Raw genomic sequence first — 25217 nt, 5'->3', positions numbered from 1 at the left:
ACAAAAAAGAACGACGCACTGAACTTAAAACCTAACCGTTCACAACAGCGCGTCGTTGTGTGGGGTGCATTATAGAGAAATCTGAAATGAACGCAAGTGTTTTTTGTAAAAAATTTTAAAAAATTAACCGCTTGTTGAAATTTAATTCAATTTGTTTATTCCTTTATCAACTATCGCTAATTAATTGCTCTTTCAATCCACTTTGTCTTTCTGTTTTCGCTCCTACCCCATATTTCCATACTTTCTCGCTACCAAATAGGGTGAATTTATCTTTCGCTCGGGTAATTGCTGTGTAAATTAGCTCTTTCGTTAAAACAGGCGAAATCGCAAGTGGCAAAACTAAAACCGTATGCTCAAATTCCGATCCTTGCGATTTATGCACCGTCATAATATAAGCTGCTTCGTAATTTGAAATTCGGCTTAGTGGCAAACTATGATATTGCCCACCTGCTTGTTGAGAATCGAAATAAACCCTCATTTCGCCATTTTCATCCGGCAAAATAATCCCAATATCGCCGCTTGCGACTTTGTTCGTTGGCATATTTTCAGCTATAAGAATAGGCTTACCAATGTAGCGATCTCGACTATGGTTAAATTTCACTAAGCCAGCTTTACGTAAACCCTCTGCAATCGCCACATTTAATTTTTCAACACCCAATTCACTCACACGTAATGCCGAGAGAAAACGCACCTTTTGGAATTGTGCAAAAATCTCTTTTACACTCACAACTTGCGGATTTTCTTCTCTTTTCTGTACCGCTTGTAAGTAATCTTGGTAAAGCTCTACGGCTTTATCTACTACCATTTGCACACTTTTTTCTATCCAATTTGATTTGTCCGCCATATCCTTCGTTTCAGGATATAGTTTATTCTCTAATTTTCTACTCTCTTGATATTTAGCAAATATTTCCCAAGAGCGGTTGATTTTTTGATCATTAACCGCATTCGCTAACTCGCCGATCCACGCTTTTTCGCCGAAACGGTAACTATGTTTCAAGTGAGCCAGCGAATCACAAATTGCTAGTGCATTGCCTGCCTCTATTTGATAGCCTGTCACTTCTTTTAAATAATCGCAATGAGCTTGGCTATAACCGTACTCTAAAAATGAGCCTAGCTCGCCCATAATAGAACCAGCCTCAACAGATGCAAGCTGATCTTTATCCCCCAATATAATTAAGCGAGCGGTTGGCTTCAATGCTTGTACAATTTTTTCCATCATTGAGAGATCAATCATTGAAGCTTCATCTAGCACCACTAAATCATAATGCAGCGGATTTTTCGCATTATATTTTGTTTCATCGGTTAAAGGTCTTGCCCCAAGTAAACGGTGGATTGTCATCGCTTCTGTTGGGATTGCTTTGATTAGTTCAGAAGATAAATTTTTTTCATCAGATAACTTACTCTCAATCGACTCTTTCATTCTCGCTGTGGCTTTCCCTGTTGGTGCAGCTAAGGCAATTTGTAAAAAAGGTTGATGTTGTTCTTTCTGTTTAAGTTGAAGCCCGAGTAATAACTTCACAACGGTAGTCGTTTTACCTGTTCCCGGCCCGCCAGAAATAAGGCTAAATTGTTTTTCCAGTGCGGTAGCAACGGCGATTTTTTGCCAATCAATTTCTTGCTGGGAGTTTGAAGTTTTACTAAATAGCTGAGCAAGAATGCTTTTATTTAGCTCTGTATTGGTAAATTTTTCTGAAAAGTTTACCGCTTGTTGTAAATAAGCCGCAATATTATGCTCTGCTTGCCAGTAGCGATAAAAATAAAGCAAGCCGTTTTGGAACAGCATTGGGGCAATTTTTTCAGACGATTGGCTAAAAGCAATGTGATCTTTCAACGCTTCTTGCCATTCAAGCGGTGAGATTTTGCCAATTTTTTGCAAAATAGCTTCAAGTAAATGGTGGCATTGTGCTTTTGCTCTCAGCTCAAACAGATTGGAAAGCTCTAACGAACTTAAGCGTAACGCAGTATGCCCTAACCCAACTTGGTAGGACATCAACGCAGCAAGCAACACCGCCAGATCTTTTTGTAGCTGAGAGTAATCATATTGGCTTTGCTTGCTCTCAATAAGAACCGCAAATTGGTAGTTTAAGTCAGAGATTACTTTATCTTTTTTCAGTTCAAATAATAAATTTAGCATATAAAATTTCTCGCATTAGTTCACTCATACTAATCTTTTTTGCATTATTTTCTAAGGGATTTTTCATTTTCAGCGTATAATTTCACACAATTTTTATTTTAATCTGAGATGAAGTATGAAACCAGCAACCGCCACTATCAATAGCCAAGCCCTCCGCCATAATATTCAGCTGATTAAATCATTCGCACCCAATCAAAAATTATTGGCAATGATCAAAGCGAATGCCTATGGGCAAGGTTTGTTGCCTGCAGCTGGCACTTTGGCTGATATGGTTGATGGCTTTGGCGTAGCTCGTTTGCGTGAAGCCTTAGAAATTCAAGAGACAGGCTATACAGGAAAGATTGTGTTAGTTGAAGGCTTTTTTGACCGAGAAGAATTGCTTAAAACGCTCTCTCGCAAATTCGATACGGTTATTCATAACACTGAGCAACTGGAATTATTAGAAGAAGTCGCACAAGAATGGAATGCTGAACAGCAAAAAGGCTTTTGGACGCGTAAGGCAAAAATCTACTTCCCTATTAATATTTGGCTCAAAATTGACACAGGTATGCACCGTTTAGGTATTCACCCGGAGCAAGTTGATCTCTTTGTTGAGCGTTTAAAAAAATGCTCTTTGGTAAACTCTATTAGCTTTGTGAGCCACTTTAGCCGAGCTGATGAGCTAGATTGCGGCTATACCGAAAAGCAAATTGCCGTGTTTGAGCAAGCCACCGAAAAATATCAAGCACACGACCGCAGTATTTCCGCCTCAAGCGGTATTCTTTATTGGAAACAGGCTCATTATGATTGGGTTCGCCCGGGTATTATTATGCACGGCATTTCTCCCCATTATACGCCGATTACCGATTTAGGTTTTAAGCCGGTAATGACGCTCTCCTCTTCCCTGATTGCTGTGCGTACCCATAAAGCCGGTAAGCCTGTAGGCTATGGTGGAGCTTGGATTAGTCCTAAAGATACCAAACTCGGCGTGATTGCAATGGGCTACGGCGATGGCTACCCTCGCAATGCTCCTGAAAGTACCCCTGTGTTGATTAACGGCAGAATAGTGCCGATTGTCGGTCGGGTTTCGATGGATATGCTAACAGTCGATTTAGGTGCAGAAAGCCAAGATAAAGTGGGCGATAAAGCCATTTTTTGGGGAGAGAAATTACTGATTGAAGATGTGGCGAAACACATTGGTGTGATTAGCTATGAGCTGATTACCAAACTCACTCCTCGCGTGATTTTTGAATATAAATAACTACTCCTACCGTAATAACCTCTCAATTAAGTTTTTTCAGTGACAAGACAGGGGAAGTATATACTTCCCCTGCTCCTTATTGACATAAGGAGGCGAAATAAAACTATTATAGAGGGAATTCAATCTTGAAAAAATACAATGCCTCAATTGGTGGGAGTATCATCTTTTCGAAAGAAACAGATTACCACAAAGTCTCTACTATTATTTCTTATCTAGGATATAACGAAGTAGAATACCAACCATATAAAAACCTTCAATTTAATAAACAACTTCGATTAACTGAATTAGAGTTTCGGGAAATATCCGATAAAGAAAAGGAACAATTGAGAAGTTTATTAGATAAAAGTCAAATTATCTATGCAGATATTATTCTTAGTGCCACATCTCAGAATATTCCATAACCCACTAAATCATAAATTCAAATAAGGTACATTACTATGAAGTACAAATATCTATTTTCCATAATTTCTACTTTTGCTTTATCCGGTTGTCTATTTTCTCAATATATGATGTCTGATGAGCAAGCATATAAATGGGGAAAAGAAGAAGGTATTACGGCTGCTTGCTTAAAATACAGTAAAATAACCGATATGAAAAATATAATGAATTTTCAATATCCTACCGTAGGAATAATGAAGGAATTAAGAATTATTGCAGAACACACTATTGGTGAAAGCGTATTCGGTAAAAGATACTACCATATTAGAAACGATTACTTCTTTCAATCTTCTGGAGAGGCTAGGGCTGATATAATAGCTAAAGCTCGTAATGAAAATTCACGAGTATCTACAGAAATTTGCTCACCTTATTTAAGACACTATGAAAATACTTATTATCAATTAAAAGCTAAATACGGTTACTAAACTATTAGGAGTAAATATGAAAATTAAGATTGGTTTATTAATTATGAGCAGTGCTATTTTATCGGCTTGCACTAATAACTCTCTATATAATTCATTATTAACCTCATCTGAGCCAAAATATAAAATTTCAGATGAAGATATAAAAAAATGGATAATCGAAGGAAACAAAATAGAGCAATGCATATTTAATAAAGAATATCGCAATAATGACTTTAGTAAACTCACAAAAATAGAACAAGCTTTACATAATAAAGAGGTTTACCTTAACACCCTCATTTCAGTGATTGGGGAGAATAATGTTCAAATAATCAGTAGTGATCCAGCATCTCAACGATATATTGAACAACAACTTCAAAAATTTAATCACTCTGAATCAGCTAAATTTGATAAAAAATGGTGTCAAGATGTAAAACGCAATTATCAGATGGAATTAAATAAACTAAAAGCTGAGCAAAAAGCACAAGCTGCATTGATGAAAAAGAGACAATTAGAGGAACAAAAACGCCAAGAACAGCTAGAAAAAGAAAGTGCCGCTCGCCAAGCCTATTACGCTACACCGCAAGGTCAAGCTGCATTAGTACAACAACAAATGTTAGCTCAACAACAAGCTATGCAACAACAAATGGCAGCACAACAGCAACAAATGTATGAGGCTCAGCAATGGAATCAGCTTAATCAGCAAATCCAAAATATGAATCAATCCATACAGCAATCAAATCAACAAATGATGCAGATGTATAACAACAGAACAAAAAATGTTAGTTGTTACAATGCTTTAGGTAACGTAACTTGCTATAGTTATTAGATAAACAAGCGGTCAGATTTTGCAAAATTTTTACCAAATCTGACCGCTTGAATAGTATTAAGCGAGACTTAAATTATTTCGCACAGCCGCAAGTTGCTACTTTTTCTTCAAAACGGCGAGCAGCTTCCTCCCAGTTTACTACGTTCCAGAATGCTTTAATGAAATCTGGACGGCGGTTTTGGTAGTTTAAGTAGTAAGCGTGTTCCCACACGTCTAACCCTAAAATCGGGTAGCCTGAAACGCCAGCTACTTCTTTGCCCATTAATGGGTTGTCTTGGTTTGCAGTTGAAACAACAGCTAATTTGCCGTCTGCCGCCACTAACCACGCCCAGCCTGAACCGAAACGCGTTGTTGCTGCTTTTTCAAATTCTGCTTGGAATGCTTCAACCGAACCGAAATCACGTTCAATCGCTTCTTTTAATGCACCTTGTAATGTTGTGCCTGTTTTTAAACCTTTCCAGAATAAAGTGTGGTTTACATGTCCGCCCACGTTGTTGCGTACTGCTGTACGTTTATCTTCAGGCACTTGGCTTAAATCTTTAATTAACTCAGCAGGACATTTTTCTAATAACTCTGGGTAAGCTTCCAATGCAGCATTTGCATTATTGATATAGGTTTGGTGATGTTTAGAATGGTGAATTTCCATTGTTTTTGCATCAAAATGTGGCTCTAATGCATCATAAGCATAGCCCAATTCAGGTAATGTGTATGACATAGTTAATTCCTTTTTCAAATAATAAATAGGTTAATCAGAGTTAAACTCCGATTAGCATTCTAACAAGAAATAGTCAGAAAAGGCATATTTTTTTGATCTAGCACAAAATTTTTCAATATAAGATATAAATTTAGCCATTCATTATCCGAACTAGCTTAAATTGCCTAACGGAAAATAGGCTTTATTGTTAAAAATATACTTTATCCCATTGACAAACCCCTCATTTTCACGCATTCTTCATCTCATTATTAATTCTCTTAATAGAGATAGAGCCAATGAACTGTTTTAATACAACAATTATGACGATTACCACCATTATGTCGCCAACATAATGCGGGTTTTTATTGGCTACAAAAAGAAAGAATAAACTGAAAACCCGCTACAAGCGGGTTTTTTTATAGAAAAATTTACAAATACATTATCAGGAGTAACTATGCGAGTTCTTAAATTTGGTGGCACATCGCTTGCCAACCCGGAACGCTTTATGCAAGCGGCAAATATCATCGGGAAAGCCCATTTGGCTGACCAAGCAGCAGGTGTGTTATCTGCTCCAGCTAAAATTACCAACCACCTTGTCGCCATTGTTGATAAAGCGGTTGCTGGCGAATCTTTTGAATCTAATCTTGCTGAAGCTACTGAAATTTTCCACAACATCATTAATGGCTTATACGAAGCAAACAATAATTTCGCTAAAGATGAATTATTAGCTTTAGTTGAGGCTGAATTAACCCAAATTCAGCAAGTGGCAGCAGAAGCCGCTCAAACTAAATCGTTATCAGACAAAATCGCTGCAACCATTCATTGCAGAGGCGAAAAACTTTCTATTGCAATGATGCAAGCATGGTTTGAAGCAAAAGGCTACACCGTTACTCGCATTGACCCTGTTGAAAAATTATTAGCACACGGTAGCTATTTAGAATCTTCTGTCGATATTGCAGAATCAACTAAACGTGTTGATGCACCTTCAATTCCAAAGCAAAACGTAGTGCTAATGGCAGGTTTTACCGCGGGTAACGAGCAAGGCGAATTAGTGTTATTAGGACGTAACGGTTCAGACTACTCTGCAGCTTGCTTAGCGGCTTGTTTAAAAGCGGACGTATGTGAAATTTGGACGGACGTGGACGGTGTTTACACTTGCGACCCTCGCTTAGTACCTGATGCGGTTTGTTTAGAATCAATGAGCTACCAAGAGGCAATGGAGCTTTCTTACTTTGGGGCAAAAGTAATCCACCCTCGCACAATCGGGCCGTTAGTGCCGCTGAATATCCCGTGCTTAATTAAAAACACAGGCAATCCTGAAGGCAAAGGCACATTAATTGATGGCAATGTAGCGAACGACAACCTAAAAGTCAAAGGCATTACTAACCTTGATAACGTGGCGATGTTTAACGTTTCAGGTGCAGGAATGCAAGGTATGGTGGGAATGGCTGCTCGTGTATTCTCAACCATGTCGAAAGCAGGTATTTCGGTTATTTTAATCACCCAATCTTCATCAGAATACAGTATTAGTTTCTGTGTACCAGCTAAATCAGCAGACAAGGCATTAGCTGCACTGAATGCGGAATTTACTCAAGAATTAGCAGATAATTTACTCGATCCGATCGATATTATTAAAGATTTATCGATTGTCTCTGTAGTAGGCGATGGTATGCGTACCGCTAAAGGTATTGCGGCACGTTTCTTCTCTGCTCTGGCTCAAGCAAATATTAGTATTGTAGCAATTGCACAAGGCTCATCAGAGCGTTCAATTTCTGCGGTTGTGCCATTAAATAAAGCGATTGAAGCGGTAAAAGCAACCCACAAATCACTTTTTAACAGCAAACGTGTTGTCGATATGTTTTTAGTGGGTGTGGGCGGCGTTGGTAGCGAGTTAATTGAGCAGGTCAAACAGCAAAAGGAATTTTTGGCAAAGAAGGACATTGAGATCCGAATTTGTGCCTTAGCCAATTCGGATAAAATGTTACTAAACGAAAATGGCTTAGATTTAGAGAACTGGAAAGAAGATTTAGAAAAAGCAATCCAACCGTCTGATTTTGATGTATTGCTTTCATTTATCAAATTCCACCACGTTGTAAACCCTGTGTTTGTTGATTGTACTTCGGCTCAATCGGTAGCGAACCTTTACGCTCGTGCGTTAAAAGAGGGTTTCCACGTAGTAACACCAAATAAAAAAGCGAATACATCAGGCTATGACTACTACTTAGAAATGCGTGAAAATGCTCGCCAAAGCCAGCACAAATTCCTGTATGAAACCAATGTAGGTGCAGGTTTACCTGTTATCGAAAACTTACAAAACTTATTAGCTGCTGGCGATGAAGTCGAGAAATTTGAAGGTATTCTATCTGGCTCACTTTCGTTTATTTTCGGTAAATTAGAAGAAGGCTTAACGCTTTCTCAAGCTACATTGCTTGCCAAAGAGAAAGGCTTTACCGAGCCAGATCCACGTGATGATTTATCAGGTGCAGACGTTGCTCGTAAGTTATTGATTTTAGCCCGTGAAACAGGTTTACCGCTTGAATTTGATGATATTGAAATTGAAGGCGTGTTACCAAAAGGTTTTTCGGAAGGTATGACTCGTGATGAGTTCTTAGAAATCCTACCTTCATTAGACGAAGAATTTAACAAACGTGTTGAAGCAGCAAAAGCAGAAGGTAAAGTGTTACGCTATGTTGGATCTATCACAGGCGATAAATGCCGAGTGGCAATTGAAGCCGTTGATGAAAACCACCCACTTTATAAAGTGAAAGATGGTGAAAATGCCCTTGCATTCTTAACTCGCTACTATAATCCAATTCCACTTTTATTGCGTGGATATGGTGCAGGGAATAGCGTAACCGCCGCAGGTATCTTCGCCGATATTCTGCGTACTTTACCGGGAGGTGCAAACTAATGGCTTTACGTATTTATGCTCCAGCTTCAAGTGCAAATATTAGTGTGGGTTTTGACTCATTAGGAGCTGCCATCTCCCCGATTGACGGCTCTTTACTTGGCGATGTGCTTCAAATTGAAGATTGTGATCAACAGTTTGAGTTAGAAAGTGCTGGTTATTTTGTGCGTAAATTGCCAAAAGAACCACAAAAAAATATCGTTTATCAAGCCTATGTACTATTTAGCGAACGCTTTAAATTGCGTGGTGGCAACATTAAAAATTTACGCTTAACGCTTGAAAAAAATATGCCGATTGGTTCAGGGCTCGGCTCAAGTGCTTGTTCGATTGTTGCTGCATTAGTCGCACTCAATAAATTCCACGATGAGCCGTTCTCAAAAATGGAATTGTTGGAAATGATGGGCGAATTAGAAGGCAGAATTTCTGGCTCAATCCATTATGATAACGTAGCCCCTTGCTATTTAGGCGGTTTGCAGTTAATGACACAATCACTCGGTAATATTTGCCAACCGTTGCCGTTCTTTGATGAATGGTATTGGGTGCTTGCCTATCCGGGGGTGGAAGTCTCCACTGCGGAAGCTCGTGCGATTCTACCAAAAAGCTACACCCGCCAAGATATGATTCAACAAGCTCGCTACTTAGGCTCTTTCGTACACGCTTGCCATACACATCAAGACGTATTAGCCGCCACGATGATGAAAGACTTAATCGCAGAGCCTTATCGTGAAGATTTACTGCCAAACTTCCCAGCAGTTCGCCAAGGCTGTAAAGATTTAGGGGCATTAGCGGTGGGCATTTCAGGTTCAGGCCCAACTATGTTTGCCATTGCACCTGATTTAGAACACGCCCAACGTTTAGTGAATTATCTTGAGAAAGAATATCTACAAAACAACGAGGGTTTTATCCACATTTGTAAAGTAGATAATCAAGGGGCAAGAGAGCTGAAATAACCCATTACAAGCGGTCTGATTTTGTGAATTTTTTGCAAACAGACCGTTTTTTCTTGCCTTTAAACACTCCATATATTCCTTTTAGTTATATCAAATAAATTCCAGCTACTAGCAAAGTGCAAAAAAATGAGTATGATAATTTCAAATCTTAACTAACCAAGTAAGGAATATCACAATGACAATTTATGCAGACAATTCATATTCTATCGGTAACACGCCACTTGTTCGTTTAAAAAACTTCGGTAATGGAAATATCGTGGTGAAAGTGGAAGGCCGTAACCCAAGTTTCAGCGTTAAATGCCGTATTGGTGCAAATATGGTGTGGCAAGCAGAGAAAGACGGTATTCTCACTAAAGATAAAGAAATCGTTGATGCAACCAGTGGTAACACAGGTATTGCCCTTGCCTATGTTGCAGCGGCTCGTGGCTATAAATTAACCTTAACAATGCCTGAAACAATGAGTACCGAGCGTAAACGTTTATTACGCAGTTTAGGCGTAAATTTAGTGCTAACCGAAGGTGCAAAAGGTATGAAAGGGGCGATTGCAAAAGCAGAAGAGATCGCAGCCTCTGATCCAAACCATTATGTAACTTTAAAACAGTTTGAAAACCCTGCAAACCCAGCTATCCACCAGCAAACAACAGGCCCTGAAATTTGGGAAGCAACTGAAGGTAAGATTGATGTATTAGTAGCAGGTGTTGGTACAGGCGGTACTATTACAGGTGTTTCTCGTGCTATCAAACAAGATAAAGGTAAACAAATTATTTCTGTGGCGGTTGAGCCGGCAGAATCACCAGTCATTACCCAAACCTTAAACGGCGAAGAAGTAAAACCGGGTCCACACAAAATTCAAGGTATTGGTGCAGGCTTTATTCCGAAAAACTTAGATTTATCATTAGTAGATCGTGTTGAACAAGTTTCAAGCGAAGAAGCGATTGCAACGGCTCGTCGATTAATGGCAGAAGAAGGGATTTTAGGTGGCATCTCATCAGGTGCAGCGGTAGCAGCAGCAGATCGTATTGCTAAATTACCTGAATTTGCTGATAAGTTAATCGTGGTTGTTCTACCATCAGCTTCAGAACGTTATTTAAGTACTCTTTTATTTGAAGGTATCGAAGCGTAATTCAAACTCAAACGAAATGCCGACTTTATGTCGGCATTTTTCTTGCTATAAGCGGTTATCTTTTATAAAAAATTTGCAATTTTTCTCTTATTGCTGTATTCTTCGCCACATCTTTTATGGCTTATCCATATCTAATCAAATAACCCAATCTTATTTAATCACAAGTTTAATATTCATACTATGCATCTTACTCAACTTAAAAATACCCCTGTTTCAGAATTAGTTGAAATGGGCGAAAACCAGATGGGCTTAGAAAATCTAGCTCGTTTACGCAAACAAGATATTGTTTTTGCTATCCTTAAACAACACGCTAAAAGTGGCGAAGACATTTTCGGTCAAGGCGTATTAGAAATTTTACCCGACGGCTTTGGTTTCTTACGTTCAGCTGATAGCTCATACTTAGCAGGTCCTGATGACATTTATGTTTCACCAAGTCAAATCCGCCGTTTTAACTTACAAACCGGTGATAAAGTAGAAGGTAAAATCCGTCCACCAAAAGAAGGCGAACGCTACTTCGCATTATTAAAAGTCGATTCAGTTAATGATGATAAACCTGAAGCCTCTCGCAGCAAAATCCTATTCGAAAACTTAACTCCATTACACGCTAACTCTCGCTTAAAAATGGAACGTGGGAACGGCTCAAAAGAAGATTTAACCGCTCGAATTTTAGATTTAGCCGCACCTATTGGTAAAGGTCAGCGTGCGTTGATCGTTGCACCACCAAAAGCAGGTAAAACCGTTCTTCTGCAAAATATTGCACAAAGCATAACCTCTAACCATCCAGAATGTGAATTAATTGTTTTATTAATTGATGAGCGCCCTGAAGAGGTTACTGAAATGCAACGTACCGTGCGTGGTGAAGTAATTGCCTCAACCTTTGATGAGCCAGCAACCCGCCACGTTCAAGTTGCAGAAATGGTAATTGAAAAAGCAAAACGTTCTGTTGAACATAAAAAAGATGTGGTGATTTTATTAGACTCTATCACACGTCTTGCTCGCGCTTACAACACCGTTACCCCTGTTTCAGGTAAAATTTTATCGGGTGGTGTGGACGCTAACGCATTACACCGTCCAAAACGCTTCTTCGGTGCAGCTCGTAACGTGGAAGAAGGCGGTAGCTTAACCATTATCGCAACCGCACTTGTGGATACCGGCTCAAAAATGGACGAAGTTATCTTTGAAGAGTTCAAAGGTACGGGTAATATGGAGCTACACCTCTCTCGCCGTATTGCAGAACGCCGTATCTTCCCTGCAATTGACTTCAACCGCTCAGGTACTCGTAAAGATGACTTATTAATGGCAGCAGACGAGCTACAAAAAACTTGGATGTTACGCAAAGTGCTTAATCCAATGGACGAAGTGGACGCTATCGAATGGTTAATTGATAAACTAATGATGGCAAAAACCAACGAAGAGTTTTTTGAAATAATGAAACGTTCGTAGAGTATAAAAAATCAGCACCATTTAGGTGCTGATTTCTTTTTGAAAGATTAAACTAGTTGAATAGCTGATAAAAAGCAACTTATCTTACATTCTCCACAACCATTACATAGTTCATTATTCACCGTCAAATTGCTAGAAATAGCTTGCTGAGAACATTGATCTTGGCACATAGTACAAGGCTGATTTTGCTTAACTAAGCACTCATTAGAGACACTTGGGCGAAGCCCAGTATCTCGTCTGAAGGCAATATTTAAAGCATTAGTAGAGCAACTTTCGGCACATTTTCCGCATAAACTGCAGCTCATATAATCTAGCTCTAAAACCGCTTTTTTTTGCTGAATTTGAATTAAATTATGTGGGCAAGTCTGAGTGCAATCTCCACAGCCAGTACAAGCAACTAGAAATAGATGTTCCTCCGCAGCAAAAGGCGGACGATGAGCTAAACGAGCATTATATTCTTTCTGCCCTTTATCTACAGAGTTAAATAACGTGCGGAACAATCCACGCCTTGAAATCTGTTTATGGCTTAAATATGCCTCATAATACTGTTCATTTCTAGCTTGCATATTCATTACCGATAGAGTTGAGATTGGATAACTTCTATGTTCGCCTGCTCTTGCCAAGAGTGTAGTGTATCTTTAGCAAGTAATGCCAGCCCTTGATAAAAAGGATAATCTTGCTGTTCACTTAATAAATCTAAATAGCGATAAGCCCAATTTAATAAATAGCTACCTAAATATTCAGCTAACAGTTCTGGTTTATTTTCAGCTAAATAGGCGGATAGCATTAACATCAATCCAAAATGATCTTCAGGTTCATTCGTTCCTAATGAAAAGCTAATCTGGTGCTTTTGCAAAAATGCCCTTAAATTTAATAGCGATTCACCAAAAATGACAGATTCTTCATCTAAATAAACAGAACTCCAAGGTGGTGCAGCTAGTTCATTTGGACCAATAAACAATGCTTGATAATCTCTAGGGATGTCTTGTTTCAGCCCATTAGTAATCAAGGCAGGTATTTCTGAATGCTGAATTGGCCATTGTTGTGCCCACTCTGACTCAGAAAATAGAGATAATACAGCCTGAGCCTGTAGCTCATTTGGCGAATAATAAAATAGTGTTCCTAATAATCTTCCACTTAAGGAAATCCATTCTAATAATACTTTATCCATACCACCTCGAATATAAAAAATTCTCAAAGGGCGAATAATTCGCCCTTTATTTTATCCTGCCACCGCCATTCCAACGGTCATATGTAAGCCATAAAACACGGTTCTGCCAATCATTTCAGCAAATAGCATCATTATGACAGCTATTCCTAAAAGCATTGTATTTTTACCCTTAAATAATAAAATACCTGCTAAACCTAATAGACATAATCGAACTGCGTGCATAATCGCATAATCTGGCACTAAAGCTGTTGCTTGCATAGCTGAACTGTGGATTTGACTTAAACTAAAGCCTTGATAAATCACCACTATAGCTGCTAAAAATACGGCAATAAAATAAATCCAAGAACAGTAGCAAAGAGGATATTCTCGATAAGGATTACTTTTTAATAGTGCATATCCTAACGCATTACCACCAATAACAACCGTTAAGTAAAATTGCCACGAGGTAAATACCGTATTCCACGTTGGCACAGTATTGATATGATAGAGGTTATTCATCATATACATAAAAAGTAAGCCAATACAAGCGGTCAAAATTAGCCAAATTTTTGCAATTCCTCTTGGTATCTTACCTAAAATTGCCAATATCCAATACAAACCTGCTAGAATAAAGAAGGCTGCTCCGCTTGCAATTTCATTGCTAAGCATTGATTGTCCAACACGGTTTAAGCTATTAAATGCTTTTAGTGGCGAACCTAAATGCATAACTGATGCAATAAATCCAATCGCTAATAAAACTAAGGGAATAAACAGCATTTTATGCAAATAAGAGCGACTTTGCTCTGAATTATCACGACACAGAACAAAACTAAATAATAGCCAACAACCCACTACCACTTGAGCAAGAACGGTGAAAATAATTAAAGGTAATTCGTGTAGTCCGTTCATATTACACCTCCCTTGGATTTGCTAAGAAGCCACTTTTATCGCCACTTGGGCGAGCATTCTTATTCGGTTTTACAACCAAATTCGGTTTAGTAAAATCTGCTGGTGGTAATGGAGCAATAGAGGCTTGCTCACCATATTTTTTACGAAGCTCGGTAATAGGGGCAAAATCCAACGCACGCAATGGGCAAGCATCTACACAAATTGGCTTGCTACCTTCCTTTACTCGGGAGTAGCAACCATCACATTTCGTCATTAGTCCTTTTTTCACATCAAATTGTGGTGCATCATAAGGACAAGCCATACTGCAATAACGGCAACCAATACATTTAGTATCATCAACTAATACAAAACCATCCGCATTTTTGTGCATTGCACCTGTTGGGCAGACTTTACTACAAGCGGGGGCATCGCAATGGTTACAAGATATCGACATATAGTATGTAAAGACATCTTGATTCCAGCAACCATTGCTATCTTGTATCCAATTACCGCCAGCATATTCATAAATTCGGCGAAAATTAACCTCTGTACCTAAGTCTTTATAATCCTTACAAGCTAACTCACACGTTTTACAGCCGGTACAACGTTCAGAATCGAAATAAAAACCATATTGTTCCATAACTCACCCCTATAATTTTGCAACTTGTACTAAGTTAGAATGCTGCGGATTACCTTTGGCTAAAGGAGATGGGCGTTGTGTAGTGAGTACATTCACACAACCGCCATGATCAATCCCTTTATTATCTGGTGCATACCAGCCCCCCTCACTTAATGCAACAACGCCAGGAATAATGCGAGGCGTAACTTTAGCGTTGATATGTACTTCTCCACGGTCATTAAAAATTTTGAGCATATCGCCATTTTTAATTCCTCTTGGCTCTGCATCAATCGGATTAATCCAAACTTCTTGCGGATTAGAAGCCTTTAATACATCAACATTACCATAAGTAGAGTGCGTACGAGCCTTATAGTGGAAACCACATACCTGTAGAGGGTATTTTTCTATTAACAGATCGCCATAATGCTCAAAGCTATCTACGTGAATAGGTAATGGGTGGATAACTTCATCTTTATCCAACTCCCACGTTTGAGCGATTTCAGCTAGGCGTTCTGAATAAATTTCAATTTTGCCTGATGGTGTTGCTAATGGATTAGCCTCTGGATTTTCACGGAAATCTTTATAAGCAATATAAAAGCCATTTGGATCGACTTTCTTGAAAATTCCCTGTTTTCTAAATTCATCAAAAGTCGGCAATTCAGGAATTTGCTCTCTTGATTGTTCATAAATATGACGTAACCATTGCTCTTGTGTTCTTCCTTCTGTAAATTGCTCTTTTACTCCTAATTTTTCAGATAAATCACTTAACATATCGTAGATATTGCGACACTCAAATGGTGGTTTAACCACTTGATCCGCAAAAATGACGTAGTTCATATTGGATGTGAACGCATCTAAACAAAAATCCATCTGCTCAGATGTTGTACAATCTGGCAATAAAATATCACTATATTTCGCCGTTGAAGTCATATGATTATCAATGGTAATAATCAGCTCACAATTAGACTCATCTTGTAAAATTTCGTGAGTACGATTAATGTCAGCGTGCTGGTTAATTAAGCAATTACTTGCATAATTCCAAATGACTTTAATTGGTGCAGTTAAACGCTCAACACCACGAATACCATCTGTTTTATCCGTCATTTCTGTTGCTCGGAAAATAGCATCTGTCCAGAGAAACATTGGAATGCTAGCTTTGACCGGATTAGTTAAAGTTGGCATTCTCACAAAAGGAAGACCATAAGAACTTTCACGTGCACCTGTATTTCCCCCACTAATTCCAACATTACCAGTTAAAATCGGGAGCATTGCAATTGCACGGGAAAGAATTTCCCCATTACTGCGCCTTTGAGGCCCCCAGCCCTGAGAAATATAAGCAGGTTTAGTTGAACCAATTTCACGAGCCAACTTAATGATACGATCAGCAGGAATACCTGTAATTTTCGCAGCCCATTCAGGCGTTTTTGCAATACCATCTTTGCCTTGTCCTAAGATATGAGCCTTATAGTGACCATTTTTTGGAGCACTTGCTGGCAATGTTTTTTCATCATAACCTACACAATATTTATCAAGGAATGGTTGATCCACTAAATCTTCAGTAATCAGCACATAGGCAATAGCCGAAACTAATGCGGCATCTGTTCCAGGTCTAATTGGAATCCATTCATCTTCTCTACCAACCCCGGTATCGGTATAACGAGGGTCAATAATAATTAATTTGGCATTAGATTTTTCTTTAGCTTGCTGAATACAATAAGTTAATCCACCACCACTCATACGGGTTTCCGCTGGGTTATTACCGAATAGCACAATAAGTTTAGTATTTTCTATATCAGCCATTCCATTACCTAATGCCCAGCCTCCACCGTAGGTATAATCTAGTCCTACCGCAATTTGTGCTGTGCTATAATCACCATAATGATTTAAGTAACCACCGATACAGTTCATTAAACGAGCAACTAATGTTGAACCTGGTGGCCAAGATTGCGTTATCGTGCCACCTAAAGTCCCTGTACCATAGTTCAAATAGATACTTTCATTACCATATTTTGCAATGTTTTTCTTCAATGAATCCGCAATGGTAGTTAAGGCCTCATCCCAAGTGATACGCTCAAACTTTCCTTCTCCACGTTTACCCACACGTTTCATCGGATATTTCAAACGATCAGGATTATATACACGACGACGCATTGAACGCCCCCTCAAACAAGCTCGAACTTGATGATCCACATTATAGGTTTCTGTACCTGTATTATCCGTTTCTACATAAGTAATTTGCTCATCTTTAACGTGCATACGTAACGCACAACGGCTACCGCAGTTTACGGTACAAGCACTCCATACAATTTTTTCATCGCTTGTATTTTGAACGGGAATAGACTCAGCTTTAGCTGAAAAAGGAAGAGATAAACCAGATGCTGCCGCTAGGCTTGTTGCAGAGGCAGTTTTAAGAAAATGACGACGATTTAGGTTAAAATCACTCATATAATTTCCCTCCACGAAAATTAACTAAAGTAACTTTAACCTAAAAGGAGTACAAATAACTTTGATTGAAATCAAAAAGCTAATAAAATCAAATACTTGCTAATGATATGTATTTCTATTATCCTCAATATACTAAAGGCTATTATTAATGCAACCTTATTTGGGATCAATAACTTTCCAACACCTCTTTCAAGACAGCAATCCCCTTATCAATCTGCTCATCAGAAATAATCAGCGGTGGGAGTAATCTTAATTTACTTTTTGCGGTTAAAAATAGTACACCTTTGTCAATACATTTAGCCACCACATCAGAAGCTGAAACGCTTTCTTCAAATTCCACGCCAAGCATTAAGCCTAAGCCCGATAACGATTTTACTTTTGGTAGAACTTGTAATTTTTGCTGTAGAGATTGCCCTTTTCGTTGTACTTCTTGTAAGAATTCAGCATTGATTTTATCTAATACAACATTTGCTCCAGCACAGGCAACAGGGTTGCCGCCAAAGGTTGAGCCGTGATCGCTTTTGCCTAATGTATTTTCCACTTTCTCGCCTAACAGAAAAGCCCCTATCGGTAATCCTCCGCCTAAGCCTTTGGCAAGACTTACAATATCAGGCTGCAAACCAAATTGTTGGTAAGAAAACATTGTGCCTGTTCGCCCAATGCCTGTTTGTACTTCATCGATAATAAAGACTAAATCTTTTTGTTGGCAAAGCGACTGCACCGCCTGCAAGTAATCATTATTTAAAGCACAAACACCGCCCTCGCCTTGTACTACTTCAACTAAAATACCGCATACATCATTGGCATTTAAACGTGTTTTGAGTGCTTCGATATCATTTGCAGGCACATATTCAAAGCCATCAGTAAAGGGGAAAAAGTGTTGATGAAACACATCTTGCCCCGTTGCCGCCAAGGTTGAAATCGTTCTGCCGTGAAATGAATTGACTAAGGTTAAAACCGTTGAACGCCCAGTGCCATAGTTATCGTGGCTATATTTGCGAGCTGTTTTTACTGCTCCCTCGTTTGCTTCCGCCCCTGAATTGCAAAAAAATGATCTTTTTAGACCGCTTGCAATCACCAATTTTTTCGCTAATTGGCTTGAGGGTTCAGTAAAAAATAAATTTGAGGTGTGTTGTAATTTTCCTGCTTGAGTTGTGATAGCCGAAAGCCAGTCATCATCAGCCCAACCTAAGCTGTTTACCCCAATGCCGCTAGTAAAATCTAAATATTGGTTGCCTTCAAAATCCCACACATCGCAGCCTTTGCCCTGTGAAAGGGCTAAATCAAATCTGCCGTACGTTTGGGCAATATACTCTTTATCTAATTGTTTGATGTTGTTGCTTGTCATATTTTTCCTTATTTCTGTAATGATTTTAACTTTTCGCAGGCTTTTTCACGTTCGCTATTCGCTGAATGTTCCACTTCGCAAAGTAAGCCATATAAGTAGAGTGCCTTATCTAGCTGATTAGTTTCCACAAAATCTTCTGCTAGGTAATATATTCGATAATCTTGATGGTTTTCTATCGCTTGTTTAAATAGCTGAGTGGCTTGGGTTAAGTTCTGCTCAGTTCCCCTTCCCTCAATGGTTGCCATTGCAACATAATGTAAATAATAACCTTTAGTCAGTTCGTTATTTAACTGCGTTTGAGCAACTTGGTAAGCTCTTTCATAATCCTCAAGCTGATAAAACACTTGAAATAATAGGTCTGCCGCCTCGTTTCTTCCGCTATCAAATGCTTTTTGCTCTATTTTCATTTGCCAATTTTTGACTAAATCTGACCGCTTGTTGAAGGTTGCACCATCGGCATAAAGATGAAATCGCAGTTTTTTTGCGTGAAATGCAGTTGCTTTCTCCAATTCCCCTTTTTCTAATTCTTTGAGCCATTTTAACGCTAAGGTTTCATCGTAAAACTGTGGATAATAATCTGAATCAGCATACACCTCAGCTAACATCAACTGTGCGTTTTGATGACCTTGACTCGCCGCCTTATCAAGCCACGCTAAGCTCTCTTGAGGGTCGAATACTAAACCATTCGGTTCCCCGTTAAAATATCCCGAACCTAAAGTATATTGAGCTTGAGCGTCGCCAATTGATGCTTCTGATTTCAATCTAAACTCATAAGAAGAGAAATAGTAAACTAGCCCAACTAAGCCGATAACAGACAAAGCACAGACGAAATATTTAAGCAATAATTTCATACAAGCGGTTAAATTTTCTCACTATTTTGCAAATTAGGCTTTATAAAAACGTGTACCATTTTTACCGCCAAAAAGCTCAACTAGAATGGCGTGGTCTATTCTGCCATCAATAATATTTGCCTCAATGCCGCCTGCATTAATAAAATCAGTACAGCAAGCGATTTTAGGGATCATTCCGCCCGCAATAATGCCTTGATCAATTAAGCCTTGAACTTCGGAAACTTCCACCTCTGGAATTAAGGTACTTTCGTCAAAACGATCTCGCAATAAGCCTGCAATATCCGTCATTGAAACCAATTTTGCCGCCCCTAGTGCAATGGCAATTTCGCTCGCTGCGGTATCGGCATTGATATTATAAGCCAGCCCCATTTCATCAACCCCCACCGTTGAAATCACAGGAATTAGCTCTGCGTTTAGAGCAATGTCAATCACAGTTGGATCAACTTTAACAATATCGCCTACAAAGCCGTAATCTACATCGGCTTCTAGTTTTTTGCATTGCAACATTGCTCCATCAATACCGCATAAGCCAATGCCTTTGCCTTTCAGTAATGCAACGAGGCTTTTGTTTACTTTACCTGCTAACATTTGCAGCACGACATTGATGGTATCGCTGTCTGTTACACGCAATCCATTAATAAACTGCGGTTCTTTGCCTAATAATTTTACCCCTTGCGAAATTTCAGGCCCACCACCGTGAACCAGCACCACTTTCACGCCTAAACGGTTTAGCAATAAAATATCCGCCATTACCGATTTTTTCAGCTCTTCGTTAATCATCGCATTACCGCCATATTTCACCACGATGATTTTATCTTGCCATTTAGCTAGACAAGCGGTTGATTTTTCTAATAAATTTACGAGCTGGTTGATTTCTTGTAGTTGCATTTTATTTCTCTTCTTGTAGGGGCACACTGCGTGTGTCCTCATCAATATAATGGACGCACTCAGTGCGTCCCTACGTTTAGATATTTAGTCCAGAGATTTCCTCTCTTCCAAGCATTATATTCATACACTGCACCGCAGCACCAGATGCCCCTTTGCCTAAATTATCGAAACGGGCAGCGAGTAAAACTTGTGTTTCATTGCCATATACAAAAATCTCTAGGCTGTCTTTGCCTGAAAAAGCATTGGCTGAGAGCATTCCATCTTCAGGTAAATCTTGGAAAGGGTGAACGCTGATTAATTGGCTATCTTGATAATAATCTGCCAACAGATTTGCAATTTCTTCGCCAGATTTCACCACTTGTAATACAGACATTGGTAACGGCACAGTAACTAGCATTCCGCTGTAGAAATCTGCGACAACTGGGGTAAAAATCGGCGGATTTTGCATTTGCGTAAGAGCCTTCATTTCAGGCAAATGTTTGTGTTTTAATGCTAATCCATAAGCACGAGGTGCATTCAAGGCATCTCCACGATTTGGATTTTCATAATCCGCAATCATCGCTTTTCCACCACCCGAATAGCCTGTAAGTGAATGGCAACTTAATGGATAATCTGCAGGCAACACACCTTTTTCCACTAATGGGCGAACTAATGCAATATAGCCTGTAGCGTGGCAACCCGGCACGGCAACACGGTTGGCATTTTTGATTTTTGCTGCCTGTCCTGTTAATTCAGCAAAACCATAAACCCAATCAGGATCGATTCGATGAGCGGTTGAAGTATCACAAATTCGAGCATTTTGCGGTGCGTTCGCTACTAATTCTTTTGAGGCTTCGTCAGGCAAACAAAGAAAAGTTAAATCCGCCTCTGCCACTTTGGCTAAACGAGCGTCTAACTCTTTACGCTGCTCTTCGGGCAAAATTAATAACTCAATATCTTCTGCTTGGCTTAAACGTTCGTGAATGCGTAGCCCTGTTGTGCCAACTGCACCGTCCACAAAAATTTTGTATTTGCTCATTGAAAATCCTTCTATCTTTAATCTTTATTTATCTGCTTGTAGTCTAAGTTTATTTTTCTCTAAACTCAAGTTTATTTCTGCATAATAATTCAGATTAAATGATTTTTTATTCACCAAAACTAATAAAAAACCCTAACGTTAGCACTGTTAGGGTTTTGCAAAAAATTGTAGAAATATGACCGCTTATTGCTTATCACCAATTAAAACTGACTCTAATGCAATTTCAATCATATCATTGAAGGTTAATTGACGCTCTTCCGCCGTTGTTTGTTCACCTGTACGAATATGGTCTGAAACGGTACAGATCGCTAATGCTTTCGCACCAAATTCTGCCGCTACACCATAAATACCAGCCGCTTCCATCTCAACACCTAAAATGCCGTATTTGTCCATTACATCAAACATTTCAACATCTGGGCTGTAGAATAAATCTGCTGAGAATAAATTCCCTACTCGTACATTCACGCCTTTTTGTTGTGCTGCTTGATATGCTGCTAATGTCATCTCAAAGTCTGCAATCGCCGCAAAATCGTTATCACGGAAACGAATGCGGTTTACTTTAGAATCTGTACAAGCACCTGTACCGATAATCACATCACGAACGTGAACATCATTACGCACCGCACCGCAAGAGCCAACACGAATAATTTTTTTCACACCATATTCGGTAATTAACTCTTTAGCATAAATTGAGCAAGATGGAATACCCATACCGTGTCCCATCACAGAAATGCGGCGACCTTTATAAGTTCCTGTGTAGCCTAACATATTGCGTACGTTAGTTACTTCTTTCACATCGTCTAAAAAGGTTTCAGCAATATATTTTGCACGAAGCGGATCGCCCGGCATTAATACAACGTCTGCAAATGCACCTTCAGGTGCGTTAATGTGTGGAGTTGCCATACTTTTTTCCTCTTAATAAATAAAAATTAATAACCTTGAACAGTCTGTTGCTGTTCATCATTTAACGTCGCTAACAAATTCGCTAATAAGCTCGAAGCACCAAATCTGAAATGGGTACTATTTACCCATTCTTTTCCTAAAATCGATTCAGCTAACGATAGATATTCTGCAGCCTCTTCACTGGTTTTTACCCCACCTGCGGCTTTAAAACCTACTGTTTCCGCCACACCTAAATCACGAATAGTTTCAAGCATAATGCGAGCTGATTCAAGGGTCGCATTTACAGGCACTTTACCCGTTGAAGTTTTGATGAAATCTGCCCCTGCTCGAATTGAAATCTCACTTGCTTTACGAATGAGTTCTGCTGACTTTAACTCGCCCGTTTCAATAATCACTTTAAGTAAAACATTGCTTGCCTGGCACACTGCTTTAGCTTGTTTCACTAATTCAAAGCCAATTTGCTCGTTCCCAGCCATTAATGCTTTATACGGGAAAACAATATCAACTTCATCTGCCCCATAAGCCACTGCCGCTTTGGTTTCAGCAATAGCAATTTCAATATCATCATTGCCGTGTGGGAAATTAGTTACCGTTGCTATTTTTACTTGCTCAATCCCCTGTGCTTTTAGCGTTTTACGTGCAATTGGCACAAAGCATGGGTAAACGCATACTGCCGCTGGTATTCCAAAATCGGTTTTAGCTTGCTCACAGAGTGCGATGACTTTTTCATCTGTATCATTGTCATTTAATGTAGTGAGATCCATCAAAGAAAGTGCAATCTCAGCTGAATTTTTTAGACTCATAAGCTTCTCCTTTTTAATTAAATGAATGATTCAGTAAATTTTTATAAAAATCTGACCACTTGTAAATAGACAAATCCCAAGCAACCGTTTACGTTCAATAAAAAAAGATAAAACCACTATTTCTAGTGGTTTTATTCATTATTCAGATTATAAAACTGCACCGCCTAAGCCGATAAATAAGCCTGCAATAGTCGCACTCATTAAGTTCGCTAGTGAACCTGCAATTACGGCTTTAATACCAAGTCGTGCAATCTCACCACGGCGATTTGGAGCCATTGCACCAATACCACCGATTAAAATAGCAATAGAACTGAAGTTAGCGAAACCACAAAGTGCAAAAGTAATAATTGCGATGGTTTTATCGCTTAACTGAATGGCTGATTCAGGTGCTAAATATTTTGCAAACTCTAAGTAGCCTACAAATTCATTAACCGCTAATTTTAGACCAATCATCTGCCCTGCAATTTCAGCTTCTTCCCAAGGAACGCCAATTACCCAAGCAAGTGGTTTGAATATCCAGCCAAAAATTTGACCTAAGTTTAATGAGCCATAGCCGAACCAGCCACCAATACCACCTAAAATACCATTCACTAAGGCAATTAACGCTACGAAAGCAATCAACATCGCCCCTACGTTTAAGGCTAGCTGCATACCTGATGACGCACCTGAAGCAGCCGCATCAAGAATATTAGCTGGTTTTTCTAAATCAACTGCCTCTAACTCATCACGAAATGTTTCTGTTTGTGGCACCATAATTTTCGCAAATAATAAACCTGCCGGTGCTGCCATAAATGATGCTGCAATTAAGTAGGTTAAAGGCACACCCATTCCTGCATAACCTGCCATTACTGAGCCAGCAATAGAAGCTAAACCACCCGACATAATCGCAAAGAGTTCAGATTCAGTCATTTTGCTGATAAAGGGTTTTACCACAAGTGGAGCTTCGGTTTGACCAACGAAAATATTCGCCGCCGCAGACATTGATTCCGCTTTAGATGTACCTAACGCTTTTTGTAATAATCCACCTAAAATGCGGATTACCCATTGCATTACACCGATGTAATAAAGCAATGAAATTAATGCCGAGAAGAAAATAATCACAGGAAGCACACGGAAAGCAAAGACAAAACCGCCACCGCCAAACACTTCAAACATTTTGTCGCTGACTAAGCCACCAAATAGGAATGAAATACCTTCATTACCATAAGAAATAACTTTAGAAACACCGCTTGCCATTGCATTTAATGCATCACGACCTGCCGGTACATAAAGCACCAATGCCGCAATTGCAATTTGCAACGCTAACGCACCTAATACTGTACGCACATTTATTGAGCGTTTATTACTCGAAAATAAAAATGCGATGAATAATAAAACAATAATGCCTAAAAGGCTGTTAAGAGTACCCATAGAACCTCTAATTATAAATTGATTAAAAAAGGTGGCGATACTATACCTATTTTTGCGTAAAAAATCTTGTAAAAAATGCAATTATCTATAATTGAAATCGGTAAAATATATATTATTGTGTTTTACAAGAGGTATAATTTTAGTTAATTTTTACTGATGCTTTAAAATTGAAGGATTATAGGAGAGAAAATATGCAAAACATTCGTGAAATCTATTTAGCGGGCGGCTGCTTCTGGGGCGTAGAGTCTTTTATGCAACGTATTAAAGGTGTAATCAAAGCTCAATCGGGCTATGCCAACGGTAATACAGACAACCCAACATACCAAGATGTATGTGCAGGCAGTGGACACGCAGAAGTCGTGAAAGTAACTTATGATGCTAACCAAATCAGCTTAGCAAAACTATTAGACTACTTCTTTAAAGTGATTGACCCCGTGAGTATTAACCAGCAAGGCGGCGACATCGGCATTCAATACCGCACCGGTATTTATCATACCGATCCTCAAGATGTACCAGTGATTAACCAAGCCTTAAGCGAATTACAATCTCAATTTGATAAACCGCTCGCGGTAGAAAATCAGATGTTGGAACAATACTTCCCAGCTGAGGAATATCATCAAGAATACTTAGTGAAAAACCCAACGGGCTATTGCCATATTGATATTCAGTTGATGAATGAGATTTTGAAGAATCAATAGATAACAAAAAACCACAGGGTAAAATCTGTGGTTTCT

At 39.1% G+C, this 25217-nt stretch carries 23 protein-coding genes; 9 read left to right on the top strand and 14 right to left on the bottom strand.

What is annotated here, in order from left to right; genetic code table 11:
• Window positions 1-166: 166 nt before the first annotated feature.
• Window positions 167-2134 (bottom strand): exodeoxyribonuclease V subunit alpha, encoded by a 1968-nt coding sequence (gene recD, locus ACERCG_RS02490; protein ID WP_373610495.1) that lies wholly within the window; start codon window positions 2132-2134, stop codon window positions 167-169.
• Between the two features lie 115 nt (window positions 2135-2249).
• Here recD and alr point away from each other — a divergent pair, with 115 nt between their 5' ends.
• The 4 genes from alr to ACERCG_RS02470 all read left to right on the top strand — a co-directional run bounded on the left by alr (window position 2250) and on the right by ACERCG_RS02470 (window position 5042).
• On the top strand, window positions 2250-3374 hold the full coding sequence (gene alr / locus ACERCG_RS02485; protein WP_373610494.1) for an alanine racemase: 1125 nt from the start codon (window positions 2250-2252) through the stop codon (window positions 3372-3374).
• 125 nt (window positions 3375-3499) lie between these two features.
• The gene (locus ACERCG_RS02480; protein ID WP_373610493.1) at window positions 3500-3775 is read left to right on the top strand and encodes a hypothetical protein; all 276 of its coding nucleotides are present in this window, start codon (window positions 3500-3502) and stop codon (window positions 3773-3775) included.
• A gap of 36 nt (window positions 3776-3811) precedes the next feature.
• Window positions 3812-4237: a hypothetical protein gene (locus tag ACERCG_RS02475; protein ID WP_373610492.1), complete on the top strand. Its 426-nt coding sequence runs from the start codon at window positions 3812-3814 to the stop codon at window positions 4235-4237.
• A gap of 16 nt (window positions 4238-4253) precedes the next feature.
• Complete coding sequence (locus ACERCG_RS02470) at window positions 4254-5042, top strand: DUF5358 family protein (RefSeq protein WP_373610491.1); 789 nt, start codon at window positions 4254-4256, stop codon at window positions 5040-5042.
• A 73-nt stretch (window positions 5043-5115) separates the two neighbouring features.
• On the opposite strand, the gene sodA is transcribed toward ACERCG_RS02470, so the two are convergent.
• Window positions 5116-5757 carry a superoxide dismutase [Mn] gene (gene sodA, locus ACERCG_RS02465; protein WP_373610490.1) on the bottom strand — a complete coding sequence of 214 codons (642 nt, stop codon included), beginning with the start codon at window positions 5755-5757 and terminating at the stop codon, window positions 5116-5118.
• 433 nt (window positions 5758-6190) lie between these two features.
• Between sodA and thrA the strand changes: the two genes are divergently transcribed.
• The 4 genes from thrA to rho all read left to right on the top strand — a co-directional run bounded on the left by thrA (window position 6191) and on the right by rho (window position 12160).
• Window positions 6191-8647 (top strand): bifunctional aspartate kinase/homoserine dehydrogenase I, encoded by a 2457-nt coding sequence (thrA, locus tag ACERCG_RS02460; protein ID WP_373610489.1) that lies wholly within the window; start codon window positions 6191-6193, stop codon window positions 8645-8647.
• Window positions 8647-9594, top strand: a complete 948-nt coding sequence (thrB, locus tag ACERCG_RS02455) for a homoserine kinase (protein WP_373610488.1) — start codon at window positions 8647-8649, stop codon at window positions 9592-9594. Before thrA ends, thrB begins: the two co-directional genes overlap by 1 nt.
• Before the next feature lie 175 nt (window positions 9595-9769).
• Window positions 9770-10717: a cysteine synthase A gene (cysK, locus tag ACERCG_RS02450; protein ID WP_373610487.1), complete on the top strand. Its 948-nt coding sequence runs from the start codon at window positions 9770-9772 to the stop codon at window positions 10715-10717.
• A gap of 180 nt (window positions 10718-10897) precedes the next feature.
• Entirely contained in the window at window positions 10898-12160 is a 1263-nt protein-coding gene (gene rho / locus ACERCG_RS02445; protein WP_373610486.1) for a transcription termination factor Rho, read from the top strand.
• Window positions 12161-12207: 47 nt separating this feature from the next.
• Here rho and napF read toward each other — a convergent pair whose 3' ends face one another.
• From napF to ACERCG_RS02385, 12 genes are all read right to left on the bottom strand, one after another.
• Window positions 12208-12726, bottom strand: coding sequence for a ferredoxin-type protein NapF (gene napF, locus ACERCG_RS02440; protein WP_373610485.1), 519 nt, complete (start codon window positions 12724-12726; stop codon window positions 12208-12210).
• A gap of 5 nt (window positions 12727-12731) precedes the next feature.
• Entirely contained in the window at window positions 12732-13331 is a 600-nt protein-coding gene (dmsD, locus tag ACERCG_RS02435) for a Tat proofreading chaperone DmsD (protein ID WP_373610484.1), read from the bottom strand.
• A gap of 51 nt (window positions 13332-13382) precedes the next feature.
• Window positions 13383-14219: a DmsC/YnfH family molybdoenzyme membrane anchor subunit gene (locus ACERCG_RS02430; protein ID WP_373610483.1), complete on the bottom strand. Its 837-nt coding sequence runs from the start codon at window positions 14217-14219 to the stop codon at window positions 13383-13385.
• Between the two features lies 1 nt (window position 14220).
• A complete protein-coding gene (locus ACERCG_RS02425; protein ID WP_373610482.1) occupies window positions 14221-14838 on the bottom strand; it encodes a DMSO/selenate family reductase complex B subunit in 618 nt (205 codons plus the stop codon).
• Between the two features lie 9 nt (window positions 14839-14847).
• Window positions 14848-17262 carry a DmsA/YnfE/YnfF family dimethyl sulfoxide reductase gene (locus ACERCG_RS02420; protein ID WP_373610481.1) on the bottom strand — a complete coding sequence of 805 codons (2415 nt, stop codon included), beginning with the start codon at window positions 17260-17262 and terminating at the stop codon, window positions 14848-14850.
• Between the two features lie 166 nt (window positions 17263-17428).
• On the bottom strand, window positions 17429-18610 hold the full coding sequence (locus tag ACERCG_RS02415) for an aspartate aminotransferase family protein (protein ID WP_373610480.1): 1182 nt from the start codon (window positions 18608-18610) through the stop codon (window positions 17429-17431).
• 8 nt (window positions 18611-18618) lie between these two features.
• Window positions 18619-19461 carry a hypothetical protein gene (locus tag ACERCG_RS02410; protein ID WP_373610479.1) on the bottom strand — a complete coding sequence of 281 codons (843 nt, stop codon included), beginning with the start codon at window positions 19459-19461 and terminating at the stop codon, window positions 18619-18621.
• Between the two features lie 33 nt (window positions 19462-19494).
• A complete protein-coding gene (gene argB, locus ACERCG_RS02405; RefSeq protein WP_373610478.1) occupies window positions 19495-20349 on the bottom strand; it encodes an acetylglutamate kinase in 855 nt (284 codons plus the stop codon).
• Between the two features lie 76 nt (window positions 20350-20425).
• Entirely contained in the window at window positions 20426-21367 is a 942-nt protein-coding gene (gene argC / locus ACERCG_RS02400) for an N-acetyl-gamma-glutamyl-phosphate reductase (RefSeq protein ID WP_373610477.1), read from the bottom strand.
• Window positions 21368-21550: 183 nt separating this feature from the next.
• A complete protein-coding gene (gene deoD, locus ACERCG_RS02395) occupies window positions 21551-22270 on the bottom strand; it encodes a purine-nucleoside phosphorylase (protein WP_373610476.1) in 720 nt (239 codons plus the stop codon).
• 26 nt (window positions 22271-22296) lie between these two features.
• Window positions 22297-23073, bottom strand: coding sequence for a deoxyribose-phosphate aldolase (gene deoC, locus ACERCG_RS02390; RefSeq protein ID WP_373610475.1), 777 nt, complete (start codon window positions 23071-23073; stop codon window positions 22297-22299).
• Window positions 23074-23220: 147 nt separating this feature from the next.
• Window positions 23221-24483: a NupC/NupG family nucleoside CNT transporter gene (locus ACERCG_RS02385; protein WP_373610474.1), complete on the bottom strand. Its 1263-nt coding sequence runs from the start codon at window positions 24481-24483 to the stop codon at window positions 23221-23223.
• Between the two features lie 191 nt (window positions 24484-24674).
• On the opposite strand from ACERCG_RS02385, the gene msrA reads away from it, so the two are divergent.
• On the top strand, window positions 24675-25181 hold the full coding sequence (msrA, locus tag ACERCG_RS02380; RefSeq protein ID WP_373610473.1) for a peptide-methionine (S)-S-oxide reductase MsrA: 507 nt from the start codon (window positions 24675-24677) through the stop codon (window positions 25179-25181).
• Window positions 25182-25217 lie beyond the last annotated feature (36 nt).

The sequence above is a fragment of the Mannheimia sp. E30BD genome (genome assembly GCF_041807785.1).
In the GTDB taxonomy this organism is placed as follows: domain Bacteria; phylum Pseudomonadota; class Gammaproteobacteria; order Enterobacterales; family Pasteurellaceae; genus Mannheimia.
Note: the sequence above shows the minus strand (reverse complement) of the source record. Positions and strands in the feature narration are given on the sequence as shown.